This is a genomic window from Streptomyces sp. NPDC021212 (assembly GCF_044332925.1).
Lineage (GTDB): Bacteria > Actinomycetota > Actinomycetes > Streptomycetales > Streptomycetaceae > Streptomyces.
Genome location: NZ_JBIRPZ010000004.1, coordinates 560619 through 581149 on the forward strand (window position 1 = coordinate 560619; position 20531 = coordinate 581149).

Below are 20531 nucleotides of genomic sequence, written 5' to 3' on the forward strand. Positions count from 1 at the left end.
TCAGCCAACGCGCGATGGGTAGTGTTTTGAGCTATGGAGCATGAGGTGTTCGTTCCGTTTCCCGTCGACACCGTCCGGCAGGCGCTCTCGGAGCCCGACCGCATCGCCCGTTGCGTCCCCGGGCTCCAGCAGGATGCTGATGAGGACGCGGGTCCGCTCGCCGGGCGGCTGCGGCTGCGCATCGGCGGATCCACCATCACCTACCGCGGCTCGCTGCGCGTCACCGAGCGCGGCGGCGGCTTCGAGGCCGAGGGCGAGGGCACGGAGGCGCGGGGCAGCGGCTCGGTGAAGCTCGCGCTGACCCTGACGCCCCGGGCCGTGGACGGCGGCGGTACGGGGCTGCGCTGCTCCGGGACCGTACGCAGCGAGGGGCGGTTGGCCGAGTTCGACGCGCACGCGACCGAGACGGTGGCCCGCCGACTGCTGGACCGCTTCGGGTCGTCGCTGGCGGCCGGTCTTGAGGCGTCCCCGATCACCCCGCTCGCCGACCACGACCCGCTCACCGAGGCAGACCTGCCGCTGCGCGCCGACAACGCCGATGAGGCAGCCGTCGCCGATGAGGCCGACCGGGCCGAGGGCGTCGAGGAGGCCGAGGACGTCGACGTGGACGACATCGGAGACCTCGACGACGTCGACCAGGTGGACGACGTCGCCGCCCTCGCCGAGCTGGGCGGGCTGGACGACGACGAGCCCCCGGCCGAGGCCGCGCACGCCCGCCGCACCATGATCGGCCGCTCGACGGAGGAGGTCGACCACGCCCCGCCGCGCGGCCGCTACGCCCCCGTACCGGCGCCCGAGGCCGGGTCCACCAGCGCCGCGCTGCGCTGGGCAGCGCCCGCCGCGGCCGTGGTGCTCGCGTCGGCCGTCGTCGTCGGACGACGCGTCCTGCGCCGCCGCCGGTGAGGCGGTCGGCGTGCGGTGAGGTGGTCGGCGCCGGTGATTGCTCGCCGCGCCTGAGCGGCTGCGCATAGGGTCGGGGCGTGACCGAAGAGACTACGGAGACCAAGGGCGTCCGGCTCACCGCCGGGGACGCCGAGCTGACCGTTTCGTCCGACAACGGCTGCCGCATCGGCTCGCTGCGCATCGGTGGCACGGAGCTGCTGCGGCAGGGCCCGCGGTACGGGTCCTTCCCGATGGTGCCCTGGTGCGGCCGGGTCGAGCTGGGACGGTTCCGCGACGGCGGCCGGAGCCATCAGTTGCCCGTCAACTCCCCGCCCCACGCGATCCACGGCACCGGCCGGGACCTCGCCTGGCGCACGGTCCGCACCGCGCTGGACAGCGCGGCCTTCACCTACGACCTCGCCGACCCCTGGCCGTACGAGGGCCGGGTCACCCAGAGCTTCGACCTGGCGGCGGACGCTCTGACCGTCACCATGAGCGTGGAGACGGAGGGCGACTCGTTCCCGGCGCAGGCCGGGTGGCACCCGTGGTTCCTGCGCAACCTGGGCGAGGGCGGCGCCGACGTCGAGCTGTCCTTCGCCGCGGAATGGCAGGAGGAGCGCGGCGAGAACCACCTCCCCACCGGCCGCCGCATCCAGCCGCGCCCCGGCCCGTGGGACGACTGCTTCGGCATGCCGGACGGCGTGGACGTCACGCTGACCTGGCCGGAACGGCTCGAACTCAAGGTCACCAGCCGCAGCGAATGGGTCGTGATCTACGACGAGCAGGCGGAGGCGGTGTGCGTCGAGCCGCAGTCCGGGCCGCCGAACGGCCTGAACACCCTTCCCCGCCTGGTCACGCCCATCGATCCGCTGGAGATCTCCATGACGTGGAGGTGGCGGGAGCTCGCGTAAGGGGCCCGTGGGTGCCGGTACGGACACCGCCTAAGCTCGTGCGCATGAGCGAAGCGCGTGACGCCCTGCTGCAGCAGATCAAGGACAAGGCCGTGGTCCACGGCAAGGTGACCCTCTCCTCCGGCAAGGAGGCCGACTACTACATCGACCTGCGCCGGATCACCCTGGACGCCGAGGCCGCGCCCCTGGTCGGGCAGGTCATGCTCGACGCCACGGCCGACCTGGACTACGACGCGGTGGGCGGCCTGACCCTGGGCGCCGACCCGGTGGCCACGTCCATGCTGCACGCGGCCGCCGGGCGCGGGCGCAAGCTGGACGCCTTCGTCGTCCGCAAGGCGCAGAAGACCCACGGTCTGCAGCGGCGGATCGAGGGCCCGGACATCGCGGGACGGCGGGTGCTGGTGGTCGAGGACACCTCCACCACCGGCGGCTCGCCGCTGACCGCAGTCGAGGCGGCGCGTGAGGCGGGCGCCGAGGTCGTCGCGGTCGCCACGATCGTCGAGCGCGGGGCCGCGCCCGCGATCGCGGAGGCCGGGCTGCGTTACGTACCGGCGTTCTCGCTCGCCGACCTCGGCCTGAGCTGACCCGGGCCCATCTGACCTGGCCAGCTGAGCCGACCGGCTGAGCTGACCTGGAGTAATCGCGTGGGTGTTTCACGTGAAACCATCCACCCCCGTCCGTGTGGTCCTCGCGTGCGCCGTGTGGAGCAATCGACGGAGTCTGGGAAGATGGCCGCGACGATGTCGTCGCCGCAGGACTCCCCCTAGGTCAGGGCCAAGAACCTCACCCGCACATCACAAGGAGCGGACAGATGCCCATCGCATCCCCTGAGATCTACAACGAGATGCTCGACCGGGCGAAGGCAGGCAAGTTCGCCTACCCGGCGATCAATGTGACCTCGACGCAGACGCTGCACGCCGCGCTGCGGGGCTTCGCCGAGGCGGAAAGCGACGGCATCGTCCAGATCTCCACCGGTGGTGCCGAGTTCCTGGGTGGCCAGTACGACAAGGACATGGTGTCCGGCGCGGTCGCGCTCGCCGAGTTCGCGCACGTCGTCGCCAAGAAGTACCCGGTCAACATCGCGCTGCACACCGACCACTGCCCGAAGGACAAGCTGGACGGCTACGTGCGTCCGCTGCTCGCGGTCTCCCAGGAGCGCGTCGCGAGCGGCCAGAACCCGCTGTTCCAGTCCCACATGTGGGACGGCTCCGCCGAGACGCTGGACGACAACCTGCGCATCGCGCAGGAGCTGCTGGCCGAGGCCGTCAAGGCGAAGATCATCCTTGAGGTCGAGATCACCCCGACCGGTGGCGAGGAGGACGGCGTCTCGCACGAGATCAACGACGAGCTGTACACCACCGTCGCGGACGTCGAGCGCACGGCCGAGGCGCTGGGCCTGGGTGAGAAGGGCCGCTACCTGCTGGCCGCCTCCTTCGGCAACGTCCACGGCGTCTACAAGCCGGGCAACGTCGTGCTGCGCCCGGAGCTGCTGCGTCAGCTCCAGGACGGCATCGCCGCGAAGTCCGGCAAGACCGACCCGTTCGACTTCGTCTTCCACGGCGGCTCCGGCTCCACGGAGCAGGAGATCCTCACGGCGCTGGAGAACGGCGTGGTGAAGATGAACCTCGACACCGACACCCAGTACGCCTTCACCCGGCCGATCGCGGACCACATGTTCCGCAACTACGACGGTGTGCTGAAGGTCGACGGCGAGGTCGGCAACAAGAAGACCTACGACCCGCGCAGCTGGGGCAAGGTGGCCGAGAAGAGCATGGCCGAGCGGGTCACCCAGGCCTGCGCGAACCTGCGCTCCACCGGCACCAAGCTGAAGTAACCGGCGCCGGTCCCGTTTCGGGCCCGGGGGCCTCGTCACCGCGACGAGCCCCCGGGCCCGCCGCGTCCGTGGGCTGGCCCCGGGCGGGCGGCGCGGGGATGATCCAGGTATGGCCGACAACGCCTCCGCCGCGGTGCGGCTCTCCACGGCCGCCGGGCGGTGGATCGTGTTCACCACCGTGCTGGGCTCCGCGATGGCGCTCCTCGACAGCACCGTGGTCAACGTCGCCCTGCCGCGCATCGGCCTCGACCTCGGCGCCGATCTCGCCGTCCTCCAGTGGACCGTCAACGCCTACATGCTCACCCTCGCCGGGCTCATCCTCCTCGGCGGGGCGCTCGGCGACCGCTTCGGGCGGCGGCGGGTGTTCGTCGTCGGCGTCGTGTGGTTCGCGCTCGCGTCGCTGCTGTGCGGAATGGCGCCGAACGCCGGGGTGCTCATCGCCGCCCGCGCGCTCCAGGGCATCGGCGGGGCGCTGCTCACCCCCGGCTCGCTGGCGCTGATCCAGTCGGTCATCCACCCCGACGACCGGGCCCGGGCGGTCGGGCTGTGGTCCGGGTTCGGCGGGGTGGGGGCGGCGATCGGGCCGTTCCTCGGGGGCTGGCTGGTGGACGGTCCGGGCTGGCGCTGGGTGTTCTTCCTCAACGTGCCGCTGGCGGCCGTATGCGTACCGGTCGCGCTGCGGCACGTACCGGAGTCGCGGGATCCACGGGCGCACGGCCGGTTCGACGTCCTGGGCGCGGTGCTCGGCGCGTTCGCGCTCGGCCTGGTGACCTACGCGCTGATCGCCGCGCCGCAGCGGGGCGCGGCGCTCTCCGTGGTGCTGCCGGCCGTGGCCGGGCTGCTGGCGGGGGTGGCCTTCGTGTACGTGGAGCGGGTCCGCCCCGAGCCGATGCTGCCGCTCAGCCTCTTCTCGTCGCGCCAGTTCACCGCCGTGAACGCGGTGACGCTGTGCGTGTACGCGGCCTTCGGCGGCTTCTTCTTCCTGGTCGTACTGAACCTCCAGGTGGTCGTCGGCTACTCCGCGCTGGTCGCCGGGACCGCGCTGCTGCCGACGACCCTGCTGATGCTGCTGCTGTCGGCCCGTTCCGGCGAGCTGGGCAAGCGCATCGGCCCGCGGATCCCGCTGACCGTCGGCCCGCTGCTGTGCGCGGCGGGAATGCTGCTGATGACCCGGGCCGGGGTGGGGGCCGTCTACTGGCGGGACGTGCTGCCCGCGCTGGTGGTGATGGGGCTGGGCATGGTGGTGCTCGTCGCCCCGCTCACCGCGACCGTCCTGGCCTCGGTGGACGTCGGACGGGCGGGCCTGGCCAGCGGCATCAACAACGCGGCGGCGCGGGCGGCGGGCCTGGTCGCGGTGGCGGCGCTGCCGCTGCTGGCGGGCATGGGCTCGGAGGCGTACCGGTCGGCGGACCGGTTCTCGGAGTCCTTCCGGCGGGCGATGCCGATCTGCGCGGCGGTGCTGGTGGTGGGGGCGCTCATCGCCTGGCGCACGGTACGGGCGGACGCGCTGGAGCGGGTCGGGGGCGCGGAGGCCGAGGCGGAGCCCGGGAAGGTCGAGGCGGAGGAGCGCCCCTGCCGCCCCGAGTGCGCGTACCACTGCGGGGTGGGCGCCCCGCCCCTGGACCCGGGCGAAAAGCCGCGCCGCCGCGGCGGCCCACCTGCCTGACCCCCGGGCCGGCGACCGAAGCCGGGCGTGGGGCGGCGGGCAGGGCGGGTGGTCCGGCAGACTGGAACCCATGGCCATTCACGAGAACCTGCTCGGGGGACCGCCCCCGACCCATCTGCCCGACGACCCCGAGCCCCGGGAGCTGCTCGCGTCCGGCGCGGCTCCCTCGGAGGTCGCCGCGAAGTACCCGGCCTCCTCGCTCGCCTGGGCCCAGCTCGCCGACGAGGCGTTCGAGAACGGCCGGGTGGTCGAGTCGTACGCGTACGCCCGCACCGGCTACCACCGCGGACTGGACGCACTGCGGCGCAGCGGCTGGAAGGGCCACGGCCCGGTGCCGTTCGAGCACGAGCCGAACCGCGGCTTCCTGCGCGCCCTGCACGCGCTCGCCCGCGCCGCGCAGTCGATCGGTGAGCAGGAGGAGTACGAGCGCTGCTCGACGTTCCTGCGCGACAGCTCCCCGACCGCGGCGGACACGCTTTCCTGACGTCCCGCGAGGCGTGGGCCTGCCGGGGCGGATCGCCCCGGCAGGCCCGTTTCGCGCCGTCCCGAACGTGCCGCCCGCACTTGCGGGCGGCGCGCGCGGCACGCATGATGCGGGCAGGGACCACTCAAGTGGCCTCTGAGGGGACCGGGGCTCCGAGACCGAAGGGATGGGGCGGACCGCTACCCGGTGGCGAGCAGTACCTCAGGAGATGCGATGTCGCAGCAGCCTGCCCCGAAATCCGCCCCCGAAGCCGTCCCCGACGGCGAGCCGGAAGCGCCCCACTTGGACTTCCAGGGCACGACCCCGTACGAGGACTACGTCCGGGCGTCGGTCCTCACCCACCTCCAGCACCCGCTCTCCGACGACCCCGGCGAGATGGTCTTCCTGGTCACCACCCAGGTCATGGAGCTGTGGTTCACCGTCATCGTCCACGAGTGGCACACCGCCGCGCAGGCGCTGCGCGAGGACGACCTGCCGACCGCGCTGGCGGCACTGCGGCGCTCCACCTACGAGCTGGAGTCCCTGAACGCGTCCTGGAAGCCGCTCGCGCACCTCACGCCCGGCCAGTTCAACGCGTACCGCTCCGCGCTCGGCGACGGCTCCGGGTTCCAGTCCGCGATGTACCGGCGGATGGAGTTCCTGCTCGGCGAGAAGTCGGCGTCCATGCTGGTACCGCACCGGGGCGCGCCGCGCGAGTACGTGGAGCTGGAGAAGGCGCTGACCGAACCCAGCCTGTACGACGAGGTGCTGCGCTTCCTGGCCCGGCGCGGCCAGGCCGTACCCGCGGCCGTACTGGACCGCGACCCCACCCGCCGGTACGAACCGGATCCGGCGGTGGAACGGGTGTGGCAGGAGATCTACTCCGGCCCGCGCGAGGGCGAGCTGATCCGGCTCGGCGAGGCGCTGACCGAGGTCGCCGAGCTGGTGTGGCGCTGGCGCAACGACCATCTGGTGGCCACCCGGCGGGCGATGGGCGCCAAGACCGGAACCGGTGGCTCCGCCGGGGTGGCCTGGCTGGAGAAGCGTGCCACCAAGAACGTCTTCCCCGAGCTGTGGACGGCCCGTAGCCATGTCTGAGACGACCATCCCCGCGGAACTGACCGACGAGGCCGCCGCGCTCGACGCGGCCGATGAACTGCGCGGCCTGCGCGACGCCTTCACTCTCGACGACGTCGTGTACCTCGACGGCAACTCGCTCGGCGCGCTGCCCCGCGCCGTCCCCGCCCGGCTGGCCGATGTCGTGGCCCGCGAATGGGGACAGCTGCGCATCCGCTCCTGGGAGGAGAGCGGCTGGTGGAGTGCCCCCGAGCGGATCGGCGACCGCGTGGGGCGGATCGTCGGGGCCGCCCCGGGCCAGGTGGTGGTCGGCGACTCGACCAGCGTGAACGTCTTCAAGGCCGTCGTCGCCGCGGTACGCATCGCCCAGGAGCGCGGCGCCCACCGCGACCAGATCGTGGTGGACGAGGCCACGTTCCCCACCGACGGCTACATCGCCGAATCCGCCGCCCGTATGACCGGCTGCACCGTGCGGGCCGTGGCGGCGGGCGACGTGCCGACCGCGGTCGGGCCGCGCACCGCCGTCGCGCTCGTCAACCACGTCGACTACCGGACCGGCCGCCTCCACGACCTGCCCGGCACGACGGCCGCCGTGCACGCGGCCGGGGCCCTCGTCGTGTGGGACCTGTGCCACAGCGCCGGCGCGCTGCCGGTGGGGCTCGACGCGCACGGGGTCGACCTCGCCGTCGGCTGCACGTACAAGTACCTCAACGGGGGGCCCGGTTCGCCCGCCTATCTGTACGTGGCGCACGAGCACCAGCCGCGCTTCGACTCCCCGCTCCCGGGCTGGAACTCCCACGCCGACCCGTTCGGCATGGCCCCCGCCTACGCCCCCGCCGACGGCGCGGTCCGCGGCCGCGTCGGCACCCCCGACATCCTCTCGATGCTCGCGCTGGAGGCCGCGCTGGAGGTGTGGGACGACGTCCGGATCGAGGCCGTACGGGCGAAGAGCCTGGCCCTGACGGACTTCTTCCTGCGGTGCGTCCAGCGGTACGTACCGGCTGGCCGCGTCCAGTCCGTCACCCCGGCCGTCCACGCGGAACGCGGCAGCCAGGTCGCGCTGCGCTGCGCGGACGCGGGCCCGGCGATGGCGGAACTGGTACGGCGCGGTGTCGTCGGCGACTTCCGCCGCCCCGACGTGCTGCGCTTCGGCTTCACCCCGCTGTATACGGGCTTCGCCGAGGTGGAGCGGGCGGCGCGGGTGCTGGCCGACGTACTGGGCGAGGTGGACTGACCGATGCCCCTGGACGCGGCCGCCGAGGAGGCGTCGCTGTTCGGTCACGCCCCGGTGGCGCCCGACGCGTCGGCCGCGTACGGGGAACACCCGGACCAGGTGGTGGACTTCCACCTCCCCCGCGACCCGGCGGCCCCCGCCCCGCTGGTCGTCCTCTTCCACGGCGGCGCCTGGCGAGCCCCCTACGACCGCCACCACCTCTCCCCGCTCGCCGCCCACCTGGCGCACCGCGGCCTGGCGGTAGCTCTGGCGGAATACCGCCGAGGCGCGGGGGCGGGCGGTGAGGCGGCCGACGCGAGCACGTCGGCCGCTGGGCGCGGCGGCACGGAGACGCCTTCGGCGGGGGCGGCGGAGACCGCGCAGGAGCCGCAGGCCACCGCCCGGCGCGGCCCCGCACCGGGCGGCGAGGCCGGGGTCGGCCGGGACGCCGCACACGCGCGGGGAGCCGGGCGCGGCGACGCCGACGCCTCACGCGCCGCGCAGGGGCCGCAGGCCGCCGAGCCTCGCGGTGGCGGCGGGCCGCACGCCTCACCCGCCGGTGAACCTCACCGTGAACACCCGCCAGGGGCGCAGCATCTGGCGGGCCGGCACTTGGCGGGCCGGTGGCCGGAGACCTTCGACGACATCGCCGCCGTCGTGGACCGGGTACCGCGGTTGGTGCGGGAGCTGGGGCTCGGCGGGGTGGACGCCGGTCGGATCGTGCTCGCCGGGCACTCGGCGGGCGGGCACGCCGCGCTGTGGGCGGCGGCCCGGCACCGGCTGCCGCCGGGCGCCCGGTGGCATCTGCCCGCGCCTCCCCCGCTCCGCGGCGTCGTCGCGCTCGCCCCGATCGCGGACCTCACCGCCGCCCGCGCCCTGCGGGTGTGCTCCGACGCCGTCGACGAACTGCTCGGTGACCGGCTCGCGGCGCGGCTTCCCTACGCCGATCCCGCCGCGCTGCTGCCCACCGGCGTGCCCACGGTCCTCGTGCAGGGCGGCACGGACGTCGACGTTCCGCCGCAGGTCGCGGATTCCTTCGCGGCGGCCGGGGCCGTCGCGGGGCAGCCGCCGCGGGTGGTGCGCATCGCCGCCGTCGGGCACTTCCCGCTGATCGACCCGGCCACCGCCGCCGCCCGCACGGTCGCCGACGAGATCGCCCGGCTCGCCGAGCAGGACGCGTAGGGCCGCGGAGGACTCGTCGTACCCGTAGTACTTGAGGGGGACGCCGGACAATCACCATCGATGGGGACGCCGCGGGCCCGCCCGCTCCCTACCGTATGAGGCGTGACCCAAACGATCCCGCGGACCGAACTCCGCATCGCCCGCAGCGCGTTGTCCGACCTGCGGCAGGACTTGATCACCGGCGCGTTCGCCATCCGCCCCCTGCCGCCGCTGGGTTCCGGGCATCCGCTGATGCGCCGGGCCCCGGAGCGGGTCCGGCACTATGTGGGCTGGCTGCCGCATGCCGCGCTCACGGCCTGCGCGTTCTACGTCATGGCCCAGTCGGTCTTCATCGTGAACGACAACATGGGCACGTCCAGCGACATGGGCCCGGTGCTGGCACTGCTGAGCGGGGTGCCGCTGCTTCTGACGCTGTTCCGGCCGGTCGGCGCCTGGTGGCTGTCGTTCGGGGCGAGCGCCGTGGCGGGGCTGGAGCTGCTGCCTCTGGAACCGTGGGTGGGCTGGCCGTGGCCCGTTCCGCTGGCCATCTCCCACGTCCTGGTGATGGTGGTGGTGGCGGCCCGGTCGCGTCCCCGGGCGGCCATCGAGATATGGCTGCTCACGGCCCTTCTCGCGAGTGTCGCCGAGTACGTCAACGACACCCCGTACATCCACTCGGACACCTTCACCCTGCTGTTCGTCTCCGGGTTGCTGCTCTGCGCCGTCGTCACCGGGCGCAGTCTGCGCGAGAGCAAGCAGGCGATCGCGGTGCAGGAGTCGGCCACCGTCGAGGAGCGGTCCCGCCGCACGACCCTGGAGGAGCGCGCGACGATAGCCCGCGAGCTGCACGACGTCGTCGCGCACCACATGTCCGTCATCGCCATCCAGGCGGAGGCGGCCCCGTACCGGGTGGAGAACCCGCCCGAGGAGCTGACCAGGAGCTTCGCGACCATCCGGGAGAACGCGGTGATCGCGCTCACCGAACTGCGCCGGGTCCTCGGGGTGGTGCGGGCGGACGACATCGATACGGACGCCGACCCGGAGGCGCCCCAGCCCACGCTGGCCGCCCTCGACGGCCTCTTCGCGGGGGTCAGGGCGGCGGGCCTGGCGGTCGACCACGTCACGACGGGCGCGGTGCGCCCGCTGCCGCAGGGCGTGGAGCTGTCGGCGTACCGCATCGTGCAGGAGGCGCTGAGCAACGCGCTGCGCCACGCCCCGGGGTCCACCGCGCGCGTCGAGGTGGCGTATGTGCTCGGCGGCCTCGGGCTGCGCATCGTCAACGGCCCGCCCACCAAGGCGGTGTCGCCCTCGCCGGGCATGGGCCATGGGCTGCTCGGCATGCGGGAGCGGGTCACGATGCTGGACGGCGAGATACGGGCGGGGGCGCGGGAGGAAAACGGCGGCTATGAGGTCACCGTCTTCATCCCGGCCCCCGAGACGGCGGCGGAGCCGGAGGCATGACGACCATCCGCGTGCTGATCGTGGACGACCAGATGATGGTCCGCGAGGGCTTCTCCGTGCTGCTGGGTGCCCAGCCGGACATCGAGGTCGTCGGTGAGGCGGTCGACGGCCGTGAGGCGGTCGCCCAGGTCACGGCGCTGCGCCCGGATGTGGTCCTGATGGACATCCGGATGCCCGTGCTGAACGGGCTGGAGGCGACGCGGGAGATCGTGGCGGCGGACGCCGACGCCAAGGTCCTGGTGCTGACCACCTTCGACCTGGACGAGTACGTCTACCAGGCGCTGCGGGCCGGGGCGAGCGGCTTTCTGCTCAAGGACGCGTCGGCACGTCAGCTGGGCGAGGCGGTGCGGGTGGTGGCGGCGGGGGAGGCGCTGCTGGCGCCCACCGTCACCAAGCGGCTCATCGCGACGTTCTCGCAGGGCGACGGGACCACTCTGCTCGGGGCGCCGCGGCCGGGCCCGCAGGAGCGGCTGGACGAGCTGACCGAGCGGGAGAACGAGGTGCTGGTGCTGGTCGCCCAGGGCCGGTCCAACGCGGAGATCGCGGAGCATCTGGTGGTGGCCGAGTCGACGGTGAAGACCCATGTGAGCCGGATCCTGGTGAAGCTCGGCCTGCGGGACCGCACCCAGGCCGCGGTCTTCGCGTACGAGGCGCGGCTCGTGACCCCGGGAGGCTGACGCGCTGACACCACCACTGACGCGCCGACACCACCACTGACACCACCCGAAGCCCTCTGGAGGACGGGCCGGTCCGGCGATACGGTCCGGTAATGAGCAGCGAAGCCCCTGCCTTCGACCCATGGCAGCCGTCGTTCGTCGCCGACCCCTACCCGGTCTACGCCGGCCTGCGCGAGCGCGGCAGGGCGCACTGGTTCGCGCCCTCCCACCAGTGGCTGATCCCGCACTTCGAGGATGTGCGCGCCCTGCTGACCGACCGGCGGCTGGGCCGTACGTATCTGCACCGCTTCACCCACGAGGAGTTCGGCCGCACCGCCCCTCCGCCCGAGCACGAGCCGTTCCACACCCTCAACGACCACGGCATGCTGGACCTGGAGGCGCCGGACCACACCCGGCTGCGGCGGCTCGTCTCCAAGGCGTTCACCCCGCGCACGGTCCAGGGGCTGGTGCCGACGATCCGGCGGCTGGCGACCGGGCTGGCGGACTCGTTCGCCGCCTCCGGCGGCGGCGATCTCATCGCGGCGGTCGCCGAACCGCTGCCGGTCGAGGTCATCGCCGAGATGCTGGGCATTCCGCCCGCCGACCGCCCGGCGCTGCGCCCCTGGTCGGCGGACATCTGCGGGATGTTCGAGCTGAATCCGGGGGAGGAGACGGCGCGCCGCGCGGTGCGGGCGTCGCTGGAGTTCTCCGAGTATCTGCGCGGGCTGATCGCCGCCCGCCGCAAAGACCCGGGCGAGGATCTGATCAGCGCGCTGATCGCCGCGCACGACGAGGGGGACCGGCTCTCCGAGCAGGAGATGGTGTCCACGTGTGTGCTGCTGCTGAACGCGGGCCACGAGGCCACCGTCAACACCACCGGCAACGGCTGGTGGACGCTCTTCCGCCACCCCGACCAGCTGGCCCGGCTGCGGGAGGCCCCGGACGCGCTGCTGTCCACAGCTGTGGACGAGCTGCTGCGCTACGACACCCCGCTACAGCTGTTCGAGCGCTGGGCGCTGGAGGACATCCGGGTCGGCGACACCCTCATCCCGCGCGGCAGTGAGGTCGCCCTGCTCTTCGGCTCGGCCAACCGCGACCCGGCCCGCTTCGAGCGGCCCGACACGCTCGACCTCGCCCGCACCGACAACCCCCACCTCAGCTTCGGCGCCGGTATCCACTACTGCCTGGGCGCCCCGCTGGCCCGTATCGAACTCGCCGCGTCCTTCGGCGCGCTGCTGCGCGCCGCGCCGGGGCTGCGGCTGGTGCGGGAGCCGGAGTGGCGGCCCGGGTACGTGATCCGCGGGCTGACGGAGCTGCTGGTGGAGGTCTGAAGTCTGAGGTCTGAAGTCCGGGGTCTGAGGTCTTCCCCGGCCGCCGCAGCCGGGTGGGCCAACGAGCACATGACTCGGCGCCGGGCCCGCCACAGGGGGAGTGCGGGCCCGGCGCCGAGAGCAGGGAGGGGAAGGGTCAGCCGATGTCGCGGCGGCGCAGGGCCACCAGCCCCCCGGCGGTCAGGACGGCCGAGAGCAGCACCATCCACACAAACGGCGCCGCGGTGACGTGCTCCCCGGGCAGCTTGGGCAGATGGCTGAACGGCGAGGTGTTCATGACGGACTGCGACACCTTGAGCGCCGGGCCCATCCAGCCGAGGGCGACCACCCAGCCGACCACGCCCCAGGCGGCGGCCGAGTACTTCGGCAGCACCCCGATGAGCAGCACGGTCAGGCTGGTGACCAGCCACACCGCGGGGGTCTGGGCGAGCGCGGCGCCCAGGACGCGCGGCAGCGAGCCGCTCACGTCGCCCGCCGCCAGCCCGTAGCCGAGGCCCAGCGCGAGGCCACCGACGGCGAGCACGGCGACCGGGCCGAGGTAGGAGATGACCAGGTGGCTTGCGGCCCAGCGCAGCCTGCTGACCGCGTTGGACAGCAGCGGTTCGGCCCGCTGGTCGGTCTCCTCGCTGCGCAGCCGCAGCACGGAACTGGTGGTGTAGACGGTGAGGATGGTGCCGAGGACGCCGACCATGGAGGCCAGGAAGGCGTCGTTGAGCCCCTGGGCGCCGCCCATGCGCTCGATGATCTCGCGGGTCTGGTCGCTGTCGCCGAGGAAGTCGTCGGCGCCGTCCGAGATGGCGCCGAAGATGGCGCCCGCGAAGACGAACCCGGCGGCCCAGCCGGCCAGGGCGCCGCGCTGGAGGCGCCAGCCCAGGCCGAAGACGCCCCGCAGGAACGGCCCCGCGGCGCGCGGGCCCGGGCGGGTCGCGTAGAAGCTGGCGCCCACGTCGCGGCGGCCGGCGAGGGAGTACGCGACGGAGATGGACGCGGCGGCCAGCACCGCGATCAGCAGCAGGGGCCACCAGCGCTCGGCCGCGAACGGCCGGGCGTACTCGGCCCAGCCCAGCGGCGAGAGCCACGTCAGCACATGCCCTGAGCCCTTGGAGCCGTCCTCGGCGGCGTCGCCCGCCATGCGCAGCACGAACGCCACGCCGACGGCGGCCGCGGAGAGCCCCCGGGCGAGCCGCGCGCTCTCGGTGAGCTGGGCGGCTACGGCGGCCAGACCGCCGAAGGCCATCCCGGACAGGCCGACGGCCAGCCCCAGCGCGATCGCCCCGCTGCCGCCCTGGTTCGCGAGACCGCCCGCGACGAGCAGGGTGACGGCACCGTTGGCGATGGCCACGGTGAGCAGGGCCGCGGTGAGGCCCGCGCGGCGGCCGACCACGCAGGACGACAGCGCCTCCTGGCGGCCGGTCTCCTCCTCCTCACGGGTGTGCCGGATGACGATGAGCAGGCTCATGATCGCGGCGAACACGGCGAGGAAGGCGCCCACCCGCCACACGGTGAGCGCACCGAGCGAGTCGCCGAAGGCGGTGCCGAACAGCGCGCGGGTCGCCCCGTTGCCGTTCATGTCCTCGACGAGCCGGGCGCGCCTGGCGGGGGTGTCGTAGGCGCTGTCGAGGCGGCTGACGGTGCTGGAGGCCGTCAGCCCCAGGCACAGCACCCACACCGGCATCATGATCCGGTCACGGCGCAGCGCGAGCCGCAGCAGTGTGCCGGTGCCGGTCAGATCGCGGGACGAACCGCGGGCCCGGCCGGTGACCCGCGCGTCGGCTACGGCGGTCATCGGACGACCGCCTCTTCGGTGCCGGTGCCGGCGCCCGTGCCGACACCGGCCTCGGCGCCGGCCCGGGTGATGTCGTCCTGGTAGTGGCGCAGGAACAGCTCTTCCAGGGTGGGCGGGGTGGAGGTGAGGCTGCGCACGCCCGCCTCGGTGAGCCGCCGCAGCACCGCGTCCAGCTTGTCGGAGTCGACCTGGAGCTTGACGTGGCGGTCCTGGACGTCGAGGCCGTGGACGCCGGGCAGCCCGGACAGCCCGGTGGGCGCGGCGGCCAGCTCGGCGGCCACCGACGTACGGGTCAGATGGCGCAGCTCGGCGAGCGAGCCGGACTCGACCCGCCGGCCCTTGCGGATGATGCTGACCCGGTCGCACAGCGCCTCGACCTCGCTGAGGATGTGGCTGGAGAGCAGCACGGTGCGGCCGCGGTCGCGCTCCTCGGCCACGCACTCGCGGAAGATCTCCTCCATCAGCGGGTCGAGCCCGGAGGTCGGCTCGTCGAGGATCAGCAGTTCGACCTCGGAGGCGAAGGCGGCGACCAGCGCGACCTTCTGGCGGTTGCCCTTGGAGTAGGTGTGGCCCTTCTTGGTCGGGTCCAACTCGAACCGCTCCAGCAGCCGGGCCCGCCGGGTCTGGTCGAGACCGCCGCGGAGCCGCCCGTACAGGTCGATGACCTCGCCACCGCTCAGGCTGCGCCACAGGGTGACGTCTCCGGGGACGTACGCGATGTGCCGATGGAGGTCGACCGCATCGTGCCAGGGGTCCTTGCCGAGGAGCTGGACCGCACCGGAGTCGGCGCGCAGCAGCCCGAGCAGGACCCGGATGCTGGTGGATTTCCCGGCGCCGTTGGGGCCGAGGAAGCCGTGGACCTCACCTGCCTCGACTTCGAGGTCGAGGCCGTCCAGCGCGTGGGTCCGGCCGAAGGACTTGTGCAGGCCGGACGCGGAGATTGCCGTCTTCATGGTTGCGAAGCTACGCTACTTTCACAAATTTGTGAAGTTAAGGAATCGTATAAACTTATGATGATGTGATGACGAGGGGAGATGATGAGCCGGTGAGGGAGATCGACACAGCAGAGATCGACGCAGCAGAAGACGTACGCGACGACGAGGCGGTGTCCCGGTTCGTCGAGCGGTTCGCAGCCGACCTCGTCGAGGCCGGGATGCAGCGGATGGGCGCCCGCGTCCTCGCCGCGCTGCTCGCCTCCGACGCCGGCGCGCTCACCTCCGCCGAGCTCGCCGAGCAGCTCCAGATCAGCCCGGCCGCGGTCTCCGGCGCGATCCGCTACCTCGCCCAGGTCGACCTGGTCGCGCGGGAGCGCGAACCGGGCTCCCGGCGCGAGCGCTACCGGCTCTACAACGAGGTCTGGTACGAGACGATGACCCGCCGCGACCAGGTGCTCGCCCGCTGGGAGAGCACCATGCGGGACGGGGCGAAGGTCCTCGGCCCCGACAGCCCGGCCGGGCAGCGGGCCTCCGAGACCGCCGAGTTCTTCGAGTTCATGCAGGAGGAGCTGCACGTCATGCTGGAGCGCTGGCGCGCCCACCAGGCGGCGCGCGGCAAGGGCGAGGAGCAGTAACCGTTCACCGGCGGTGCGGCAGGGTGAGGCTCCACGCCCCGGCCAGCACCGTCCAGGTCCGGCTGCGCACCGGGCCGCGGACCAGCGCGTCCGAGTGGTAGCGGAAGTCCTGGCCGGAGACGGTCACGGCACGGGCCCGCGCCCGTACCGGCTCCTCGGCGCCGTCGCCCGCGTGCGGATGGACCACCACCTCGGCCAGCCCGCCGCCCGGCGCGGCCGTCGACACCGAGACCCCCTCGACCCGCCGGTCCAGATCGGTCAGCAGCACCCCGTCCGCCTCGACCCGCAGCCGCTGCGGCGGCGGCTGCGCCCGGCGCCCCCGGCCGCTCCCGCCGAGCCCCATGACCGGCAGCGACAGCAGGGTCAGCGCCGTGCGCGCGGTGCGCGCCGCCGGGGTCCACCAGGAGTGGTGGCCGCCGGCGGCACAGCCGCCCGCGCGCCCGGGCCCCGCCTCGCCGCCGGGCCCGGCCCAGGGGCCAGGACCGGCCGCGCCGGGGTCCTCGGCGTACGGATCGCACCCGCAGTCGCAGCCGCCCGCCACCGCGCCGCCCGCGGCGCCGGTCACGCCGCCGTCCGCGGCGCCCGGCCCCGTACGGGAGGGCCCGGCCGGGCCCGGCGGCGCCGTACCGGCCGTGCCGTCGCCGGGGATGCGCAGGCCCCCGAGGACCACCCCGCCGCTCTCGTCCACCAGCAGGTCACGCGGGCGGGCCGCCCCGTCGAGCACCGTGCGCGCCGCCGCCACCGCGTCCGTCGGCACGCCGAGGGCGTGGGCGAGGGCGACCGTGGCCGCCCCGCCCACGGGGACGACCGACAGCGCCGCGTCGGCCAGCTCCCGCTGCCGGTGCAGCAGCTCCACGACGCGCAGCAGGGCCCGGTCGTCGCCCACCACGACCGGCCGCCGGCCGCCGCGCCGGGCCAGCGCCCGCTCGACTTCCTCGGGGCCGTCCGGCAGGCAGATTTTCGTTTGCGCGCCCGCACACAGCACATCCTTCGCGATCCGCACCGACTCCCCGTCCGTTTGCCGGGCGGTGGGGTCGATGACCATGAGCAGGCGGCGCCCCCGGACGGTGTCCGGCGGAGAGTGCCATGGGTCTGGAGCCGACACCTCGGTCCTTCCTCAGGTAATCTCTCGGTGCAAGAGCCCCTGTCGCTGTTGCGCCAGGGGCTTCGTCTATCCGGGGCACCGGTTCGACGGCTCTTGTGGTGGCGCGCGCCATTACGCACGTTGGACATGCCCCGCCCGGAAGGGGTGTACGCCTGTGCCCGCACTTGTGCTGCTCGGTGCTCAGTGGGGTGACGAGGGCAAGGGAAAGGCCACCGACCTGCTCGGTGGCTCGGTTGACTATGTGGTCCGTTACCAGGGCGGCAACAACGCGGGCCACACGGTGGTGGTCGGCGACCAGAAGTACGCCCTGCACCTGCTCCCGTCCGGCATCCTCTCGCCCGGCTGTACCCCCGTGATCGGCAACGGCGTCGTCGTCGACCCCGCGGTCCTGCTCTCCGAGCTGAGCGGGCTGAACGAGCGCGGCGTCGACACGTCCAAGCTGCTGATCAGCGGTAACGCGCACCTGATCACGCCGTATCACACCACCATCGACAAGGTGACGGAACGCTTCCTCGGGAAGCGGAAGATCGGCACCACCGGCCGTGGCATCGGCCCGTCCTACGCCGACAAGATCAACCGGGTCGGCATCCGGGTCCAGGACATCTTCGACGAGTCGATCCTGCGGCAGAAGGTCGAGGCCGCGCTCGACTTCAAGAACCAGGTGCTCGCCAAGCTCTACAACCGCCGCGCCATCGCCGTGGACCAGGTGGTCGAGGAGCTGCTCGGGTACGCGGACCAGCTCAGCGGCTACGTCGCCGACACCACCCTGATCCTCAACCAGGCCGTCGACCAGGGCCGGGTCGTGCTCTTCGAGGGCGGCCAGGGCACCCTGCTCGACGTCGATCACGGCACGTACCCCTTCGTCACCTCCTCCAACCCGACCGCGGGCGGTGCCTGCACCGGCTCCGGGGTCGGCCCGACGAAGATCAACCGGGTGATCGGGATCCTGAAGGCCTACACCACGCGCGTCGGCGCGGGCCCCTTCCCGACCGAGCTGCTGGACGAGGACGGCGAGAAGCTGCGCACCATCGGCGGCGAGCGCGGTGTGACCACCGGCCGCGACCGGCGCTGCGGCTGGTTCGACGCGGTCATCGCGCGCTACGCGACCCGGGTCAACGGGCTCACCGACTTCTTCCTCACCAAGCTCGACGTGCTCACCGGATGGGAGCGGATCCCGGTGTGCGTGGCGTACGAGATCGACGGGAAGCGGGTCGAGGAGCTGCCGTACAGCCAGACCGACTTCCACCACGCCAAGCCGATCTACGAGACGCTGCCGGGCTGGTCGGAGGACATCACCCAGGCCAAGACCTTCGACGACCTGCCGAAGAACGCGCAGAAGTACGTGCAGGCGCTGGAGGACATGTCGGGCGCGCCCATCTCGGCGATCGGCGTCGGCCCGGGCCGCGACGAGACGATCCAGATCAACTCGTTCCTCTGAGGTCCCTCTGCCCGCTGCTACGGCCCGCACCCCGGCGTCCTCGCGCCGCGTGCGGGCCGTGGTGCGTGCGGGCCGTGGTGCGTGCGGACTGTGGTGCGTCGGGCTGCGGGTGCCGGGCCAGGGCGTACGTCAGGCCGCGGGCGGGCCGAAGACCCCGGCGGGCACGGGCTGTTGCTGCTGCTGTCGCTGCGCCGCCCGCCGCCTCTCCTGCATCCCGGTCAGCTTCACCACCACGACGAGGGCCAGCGCCGCGGCCAGCAGCGAGATGCCGTCGTCCACGATGTGACCGGCGGTCGAGATCCGTTCGTCCAGGTCCTCGGCGTCGACGGTCACCTCCAGGAGACCGGCGGTCGGGGCGGAGAAGCACATCACCACGAACGCCATCCACCACCAGTGCAGCGCCGCCCGGGACACCCGTCCGGGGCCCGGGGGAGTGCTGCCGGTCCAGATGTCGTTCGCGATCTGCTTGGGGATCCACAGCAGCGCGACCGGGATGAACCACGCGCCGACGGCGTAGCCGCTGCCGAACCGCAGCCGGCCGGGGGACAGCACCGTGGCGTTGACGTACGTACGCCGGAACCAGACCAGCCACAGCACGACCAGCGCCACCACACACATGCCCAGGGCGCCGTCCAGCGAGGTGATCGCCGTCGTCCTGCGGCCGACCGCGGCGCGGGATCCCTCGTGCGCGGCCAGGTCGCGGAGCGCGCCGAACTGCGACATCCGCAGATACAGGTCGCTGATCGTCATCAGCATCCACAGGCTGAACACGCCGACCAGGGTGTTCCCCAGCGCCCGCACCGAGCGCACCGTCCCGCCCTGCCCCGGCGAGCCGGCCGGGGTCCGGTAGCCGCCCTGCTGCGGCCACGGCTGTGCCGGCTGCTGCGCCATCGGGTACGCGGGCGCCGCCGGGCCGCCCGGAGTGGCGTACGCGGAGGGGGTGGGCGGAGTGGCGTACGCGGACGGTGAAGGGCTCGGATTCGCGTACGCGCTCTGCGGCGGTGTGGGCGCGGGGGCCGGCGCCTGCTGATGCGGGTTCTCGGCCTCCAGCAGCTGGAGCGCGTCCCGGCCGAGCCGGGCCAGCAGGCCGCCCGGCAGCCAGGGCTCGGCGGGATCGGGCGCGGCGGCCTCGGTGTACGCGATCAGGTCCGGCACCGAAGGACGCTGCGCCGGGTCCTTGCTCAGACAGGCGCTGACCAGGCCCAGCAGCCCCTCGGGCAGCCCGTCCAGGTCGGGCTCCTCCTGGGCTATTCGGTACATCAGGGCGTGTATGCCGCTGTCCACCCGGCCGAACGGCTGCCGCCCGGTGGCCGCGAACGCGAGCACCGACCCCAGGCAGAACACATCGCTCGCCACGGTCACGGTCTCGCCGCGCACCTGCTCCGGCGACATGAACCCCGGCGAGCCGACGACCGCACCCGTCACGGTCAGATTGCTGTTGCCGCCGCCCACCGCGTCCAGGGCGCGGGCGATGCCGAAGTCGATGACCCGCGGGCCGTCGATCGTGATCAGGATGTTGGACGGCTTGAGGTCGCGGTGGATCAGCCCCGCACCGTGGATGTCGCGCAGCGCCAGCGACAGACCGTGCGCCAGCACCCGCACCGACTGCTCGGGCAGCGCCCCGAAGTCCTCCGCCACCACCGCGTGCAGGGACGGTCCGCCGATGTACCCCGTGGCCACCCACGGCACCGCCGCCTCGGTGTCGGCGTCGAGCACGGGCGCGGTCCACTGACCGCCCACCCGTCTCGCCGCCTCCACCTCGCGCTTGAAGCGGCCCCGGAAATCCGCTTGCCGGGCGAGTTCGGCCTGCACCAGCTTCACGGCGACGGTACGGCCACGGGCCGAACGGGCGAGGTACACCTTGCCCATTCCGCCCTCGCCGAGCCTGCCGAGCAGTTGGTACTCGCCGATCCACCGCGGGTCCTGGGCCCCGAGGTTCTCCATCGCGGTGTGGCTCCTGTCCGTGTGCCGATGGTC

General features: G+C 73.3%; 18 protein-coding genes. 14 read left to right on the forward strand and 4 right to left on the reverse strand.

From position 1 onward, the window contains the following. The first annotated feature begins 33 nt into the window (after positions 1-33). From ACH4SI_RS14050 to ACH4SI_RS14105, 12 genes are all read left to right on the forward strand, one after another. Complete coding sequence (locus ACH4SI_RS14050; RefSeq protein WP_398295947.1) at positions 34-903, forward strand: SRPBCC domain-containing protein; 870 nt, start codon at positions 34-36, stop codon at positions 901-903. Between the two features lie 77 nt (positions 904-980). After that, a complete protein-coding gene (locus ACH4SI_RS14055; RefSeq protein WP_398295948.1) occupies positions 981-1793 on the forward strand; it encodes an aldose 1-epimerase in 813 nt (270 codons plus the stop codon). Positions 1794-1837: 44 nt separating this feature from the next. Further along, positions 1838-2377, forward strand: coding sequence for an orotate phosphoribosyltransferase (gene pyrE / locus ACH4SI_RS14060; protein WP_398295949.1), 540 nt, complete (start codon positions 1838-1840; stop codon positions 2375-2377). 227 nt (positions 2378-2604) lie between these two features. Beyond that, a complete protein-coding gene (fbaA, locus tag ACH4SI_RS14065) occupies positions 2605-3627 on the forward strand; it encodes a class II fructose-bisphosphate aldolase (protein ID WP_398295950.1) in 1023 nt (340 codons plus the stop codon). 109 nt (positions 3628-3736) lie between these two features. Next, a complete protein-coding gene (locus ACH4SI_RS14070; protein WP_398295951.1) occupies positions 3737-5293 on the forward strand; it encodes a DHA2 family efflux MFS transporter permease subunit in 1557 nt (518 codons plus the stop codon). A gap of 70 nt (positions 5294-5363) precedes the next feature. Beyond that, positions 5364-5777, forward strand: a complete 414-nt coding sequence (locus ACH4SI_RS14075) for a DUF3151 domain-containing protein (RefSeq protein ID WP_063735524.1) — start codon at positions 5364-5366, stop codon at positions 5775-5777. A 213-nt stretch (positions 5778-5990) separates the two neighbouring features. Continuing rightward, positions 5991-6854, forward strand: coding sequence for a tryptophan 2,3-dioxygenase family protein (locus ACH4SI_RS14080; RefSeq protein WP_398295952.1), 864 nt, complete (start codon positions 5991-5993; stop codon positions 6852-6854). After that, a complete protein-coding gene (kynU, locus tag ACH4SI_RS14085) occupies positions 6847-8067 on the forward strand; it encodes a kynureninase (protein WP_398295953.1) in 1221 nt (406 codons plus the stop codon). Before ACH4SI_RS14080 ends, kynU begins: the two co-directional genes overlap by 8 nt. A 3-nt stretch (positions 8068-8070) precedes the next feature. After that, a complete protein-coding gene (locus ACH4SI_RS14090; protein ID WP_398295954.1) occupies positions 8071-9228 on the forward strand; it encodes an alpha/beta hydrolase in 1158 nt (385 codons plus the stop codon). Positions 9229-9330: 102 nt separating this feature from the next. Then, positions 9331-10668, forward strand: a complete 1338-nt coding sequence (locus ACH4SI_RS14095; RefSeq protein ID WP_398295955.1) for a sensor histidine kinase — start codon at positions 9331-9333, stop codon at positions 10666-10668. Then, on the forward strand, positions 10665-11345 hold the full coding sequence (locus ACH4SI_RS14100) for a response regulator (protein ID WP_398295956.1): 681 nt from the start codon (positions 10665-10667) through the stop codon (positions 11343-11345). Before ACH4SI_RS14095 ends, ACH4SI_RS14100 begins: the two co-directional genes overlap by 4 nt. 92 nt (positions 11346-11437) lie before the next feature. After that, a complete protein-coding gene (locus tag ACH4SI_RS14105) occupies positions 11438-12655 on the forward strand; it encodes a cytochrome P450 (protein ID WP_398295957.1) in 1218 nt (405 codons plus the stop codon). Positions 12656-12791: 136 nt separating this feature from the next. Here ACH4SI_RS14105 and ACH4SI_RS14110 read toward each other — a convergent pair whose 3' ends face one another. Further along, positions 12792-14441, reverse strand: coding sequence for an ABC transporter permease (locus ACH4SI_RS14110; protein WP_398295958.1), 1650 nt, complete (start codon positions 14439-14441; stop codon positions 12792-12794). Further along, positions 14438-15394: an ATP-binding cassette domain-containing protein gene (locus ACH4SI_RS14115; RefSeq protein WP_398295959.1), complete on the reverse strand. Its 957-nt coding sequence runs from the start codon at positions 15392-15394 to the stop codon at positions 14438-14440. Before ACH4SI_RS14115 ends, ACH4SI_RS14110 begins: the two co-directional genes overlap by 4 nt. A gap of 68 nt (positions 15395-15462) precedes the next feature. Here ACH4SI_RS14115 and ACH4SI_RS14120 point away from each other — a divergent pair, with 68 nt between their 5' ends. Continuing rightward, positions 15463-16011: a GbsR/MarR family transcriptional regulator gene (locus ACH4SI_RS14120; RefSeq protein ID WP_398295960.1), complete on the forward strand. Its 549-nt coding sequence runs from the start codon at positions 15463-15465 to the stop codon at positions 16009-16011. Positions 16012-16015: 4 nt separating this feature from the next. Here ACH4SI_RS14120 and ACH4SI_RS14125 read toward each other — a convergent pair whose 3' ends face one another. Next, entirely contained in the window at positions 16016-17056 is a 1041-nt protein-coding gene (locus ACH4SI_RS14125; RefSeq protein WP_398296063.1) for a hypothetical protein, read from the reverse strand. A 214-nt stretch (positions 17057-17270) separates the two neighbouring features. Between ACH4SI_RS14125 and ACH4SI_RS14130 the strand changes: the two genes are divergently transcribed. After that, positions 17271-18554: an adenylosuccinate synthase gene (locus ACH4SI_RS14130; protein ID WP_398295961.1), complete on the forward strand. Its 1284-nt coding sequence runs from the start codon at positions 17271-17273 to the stop codon at positions 18552-18554. A 129-nt stretch (positions 18555-18683) separates the two neighbouring features. On the opposite strand, the gene ACH4SI_RS14135 is transcribed toward ACH4SI_RS14130, so the two are convergent. Further along, on the reverse strand, positions 18684-20498 hold the full coding sequence (locus ACH4SI_RS14135) for a DUF4328 domain-containing protein (protein WP_398295962.1): 1815 nt from the start codon (positions 20496-20498) through the stop codon (positions 18684-18686). Between the last annotated feature and the right edge of the window lie 33 nt (positions 20499-20531).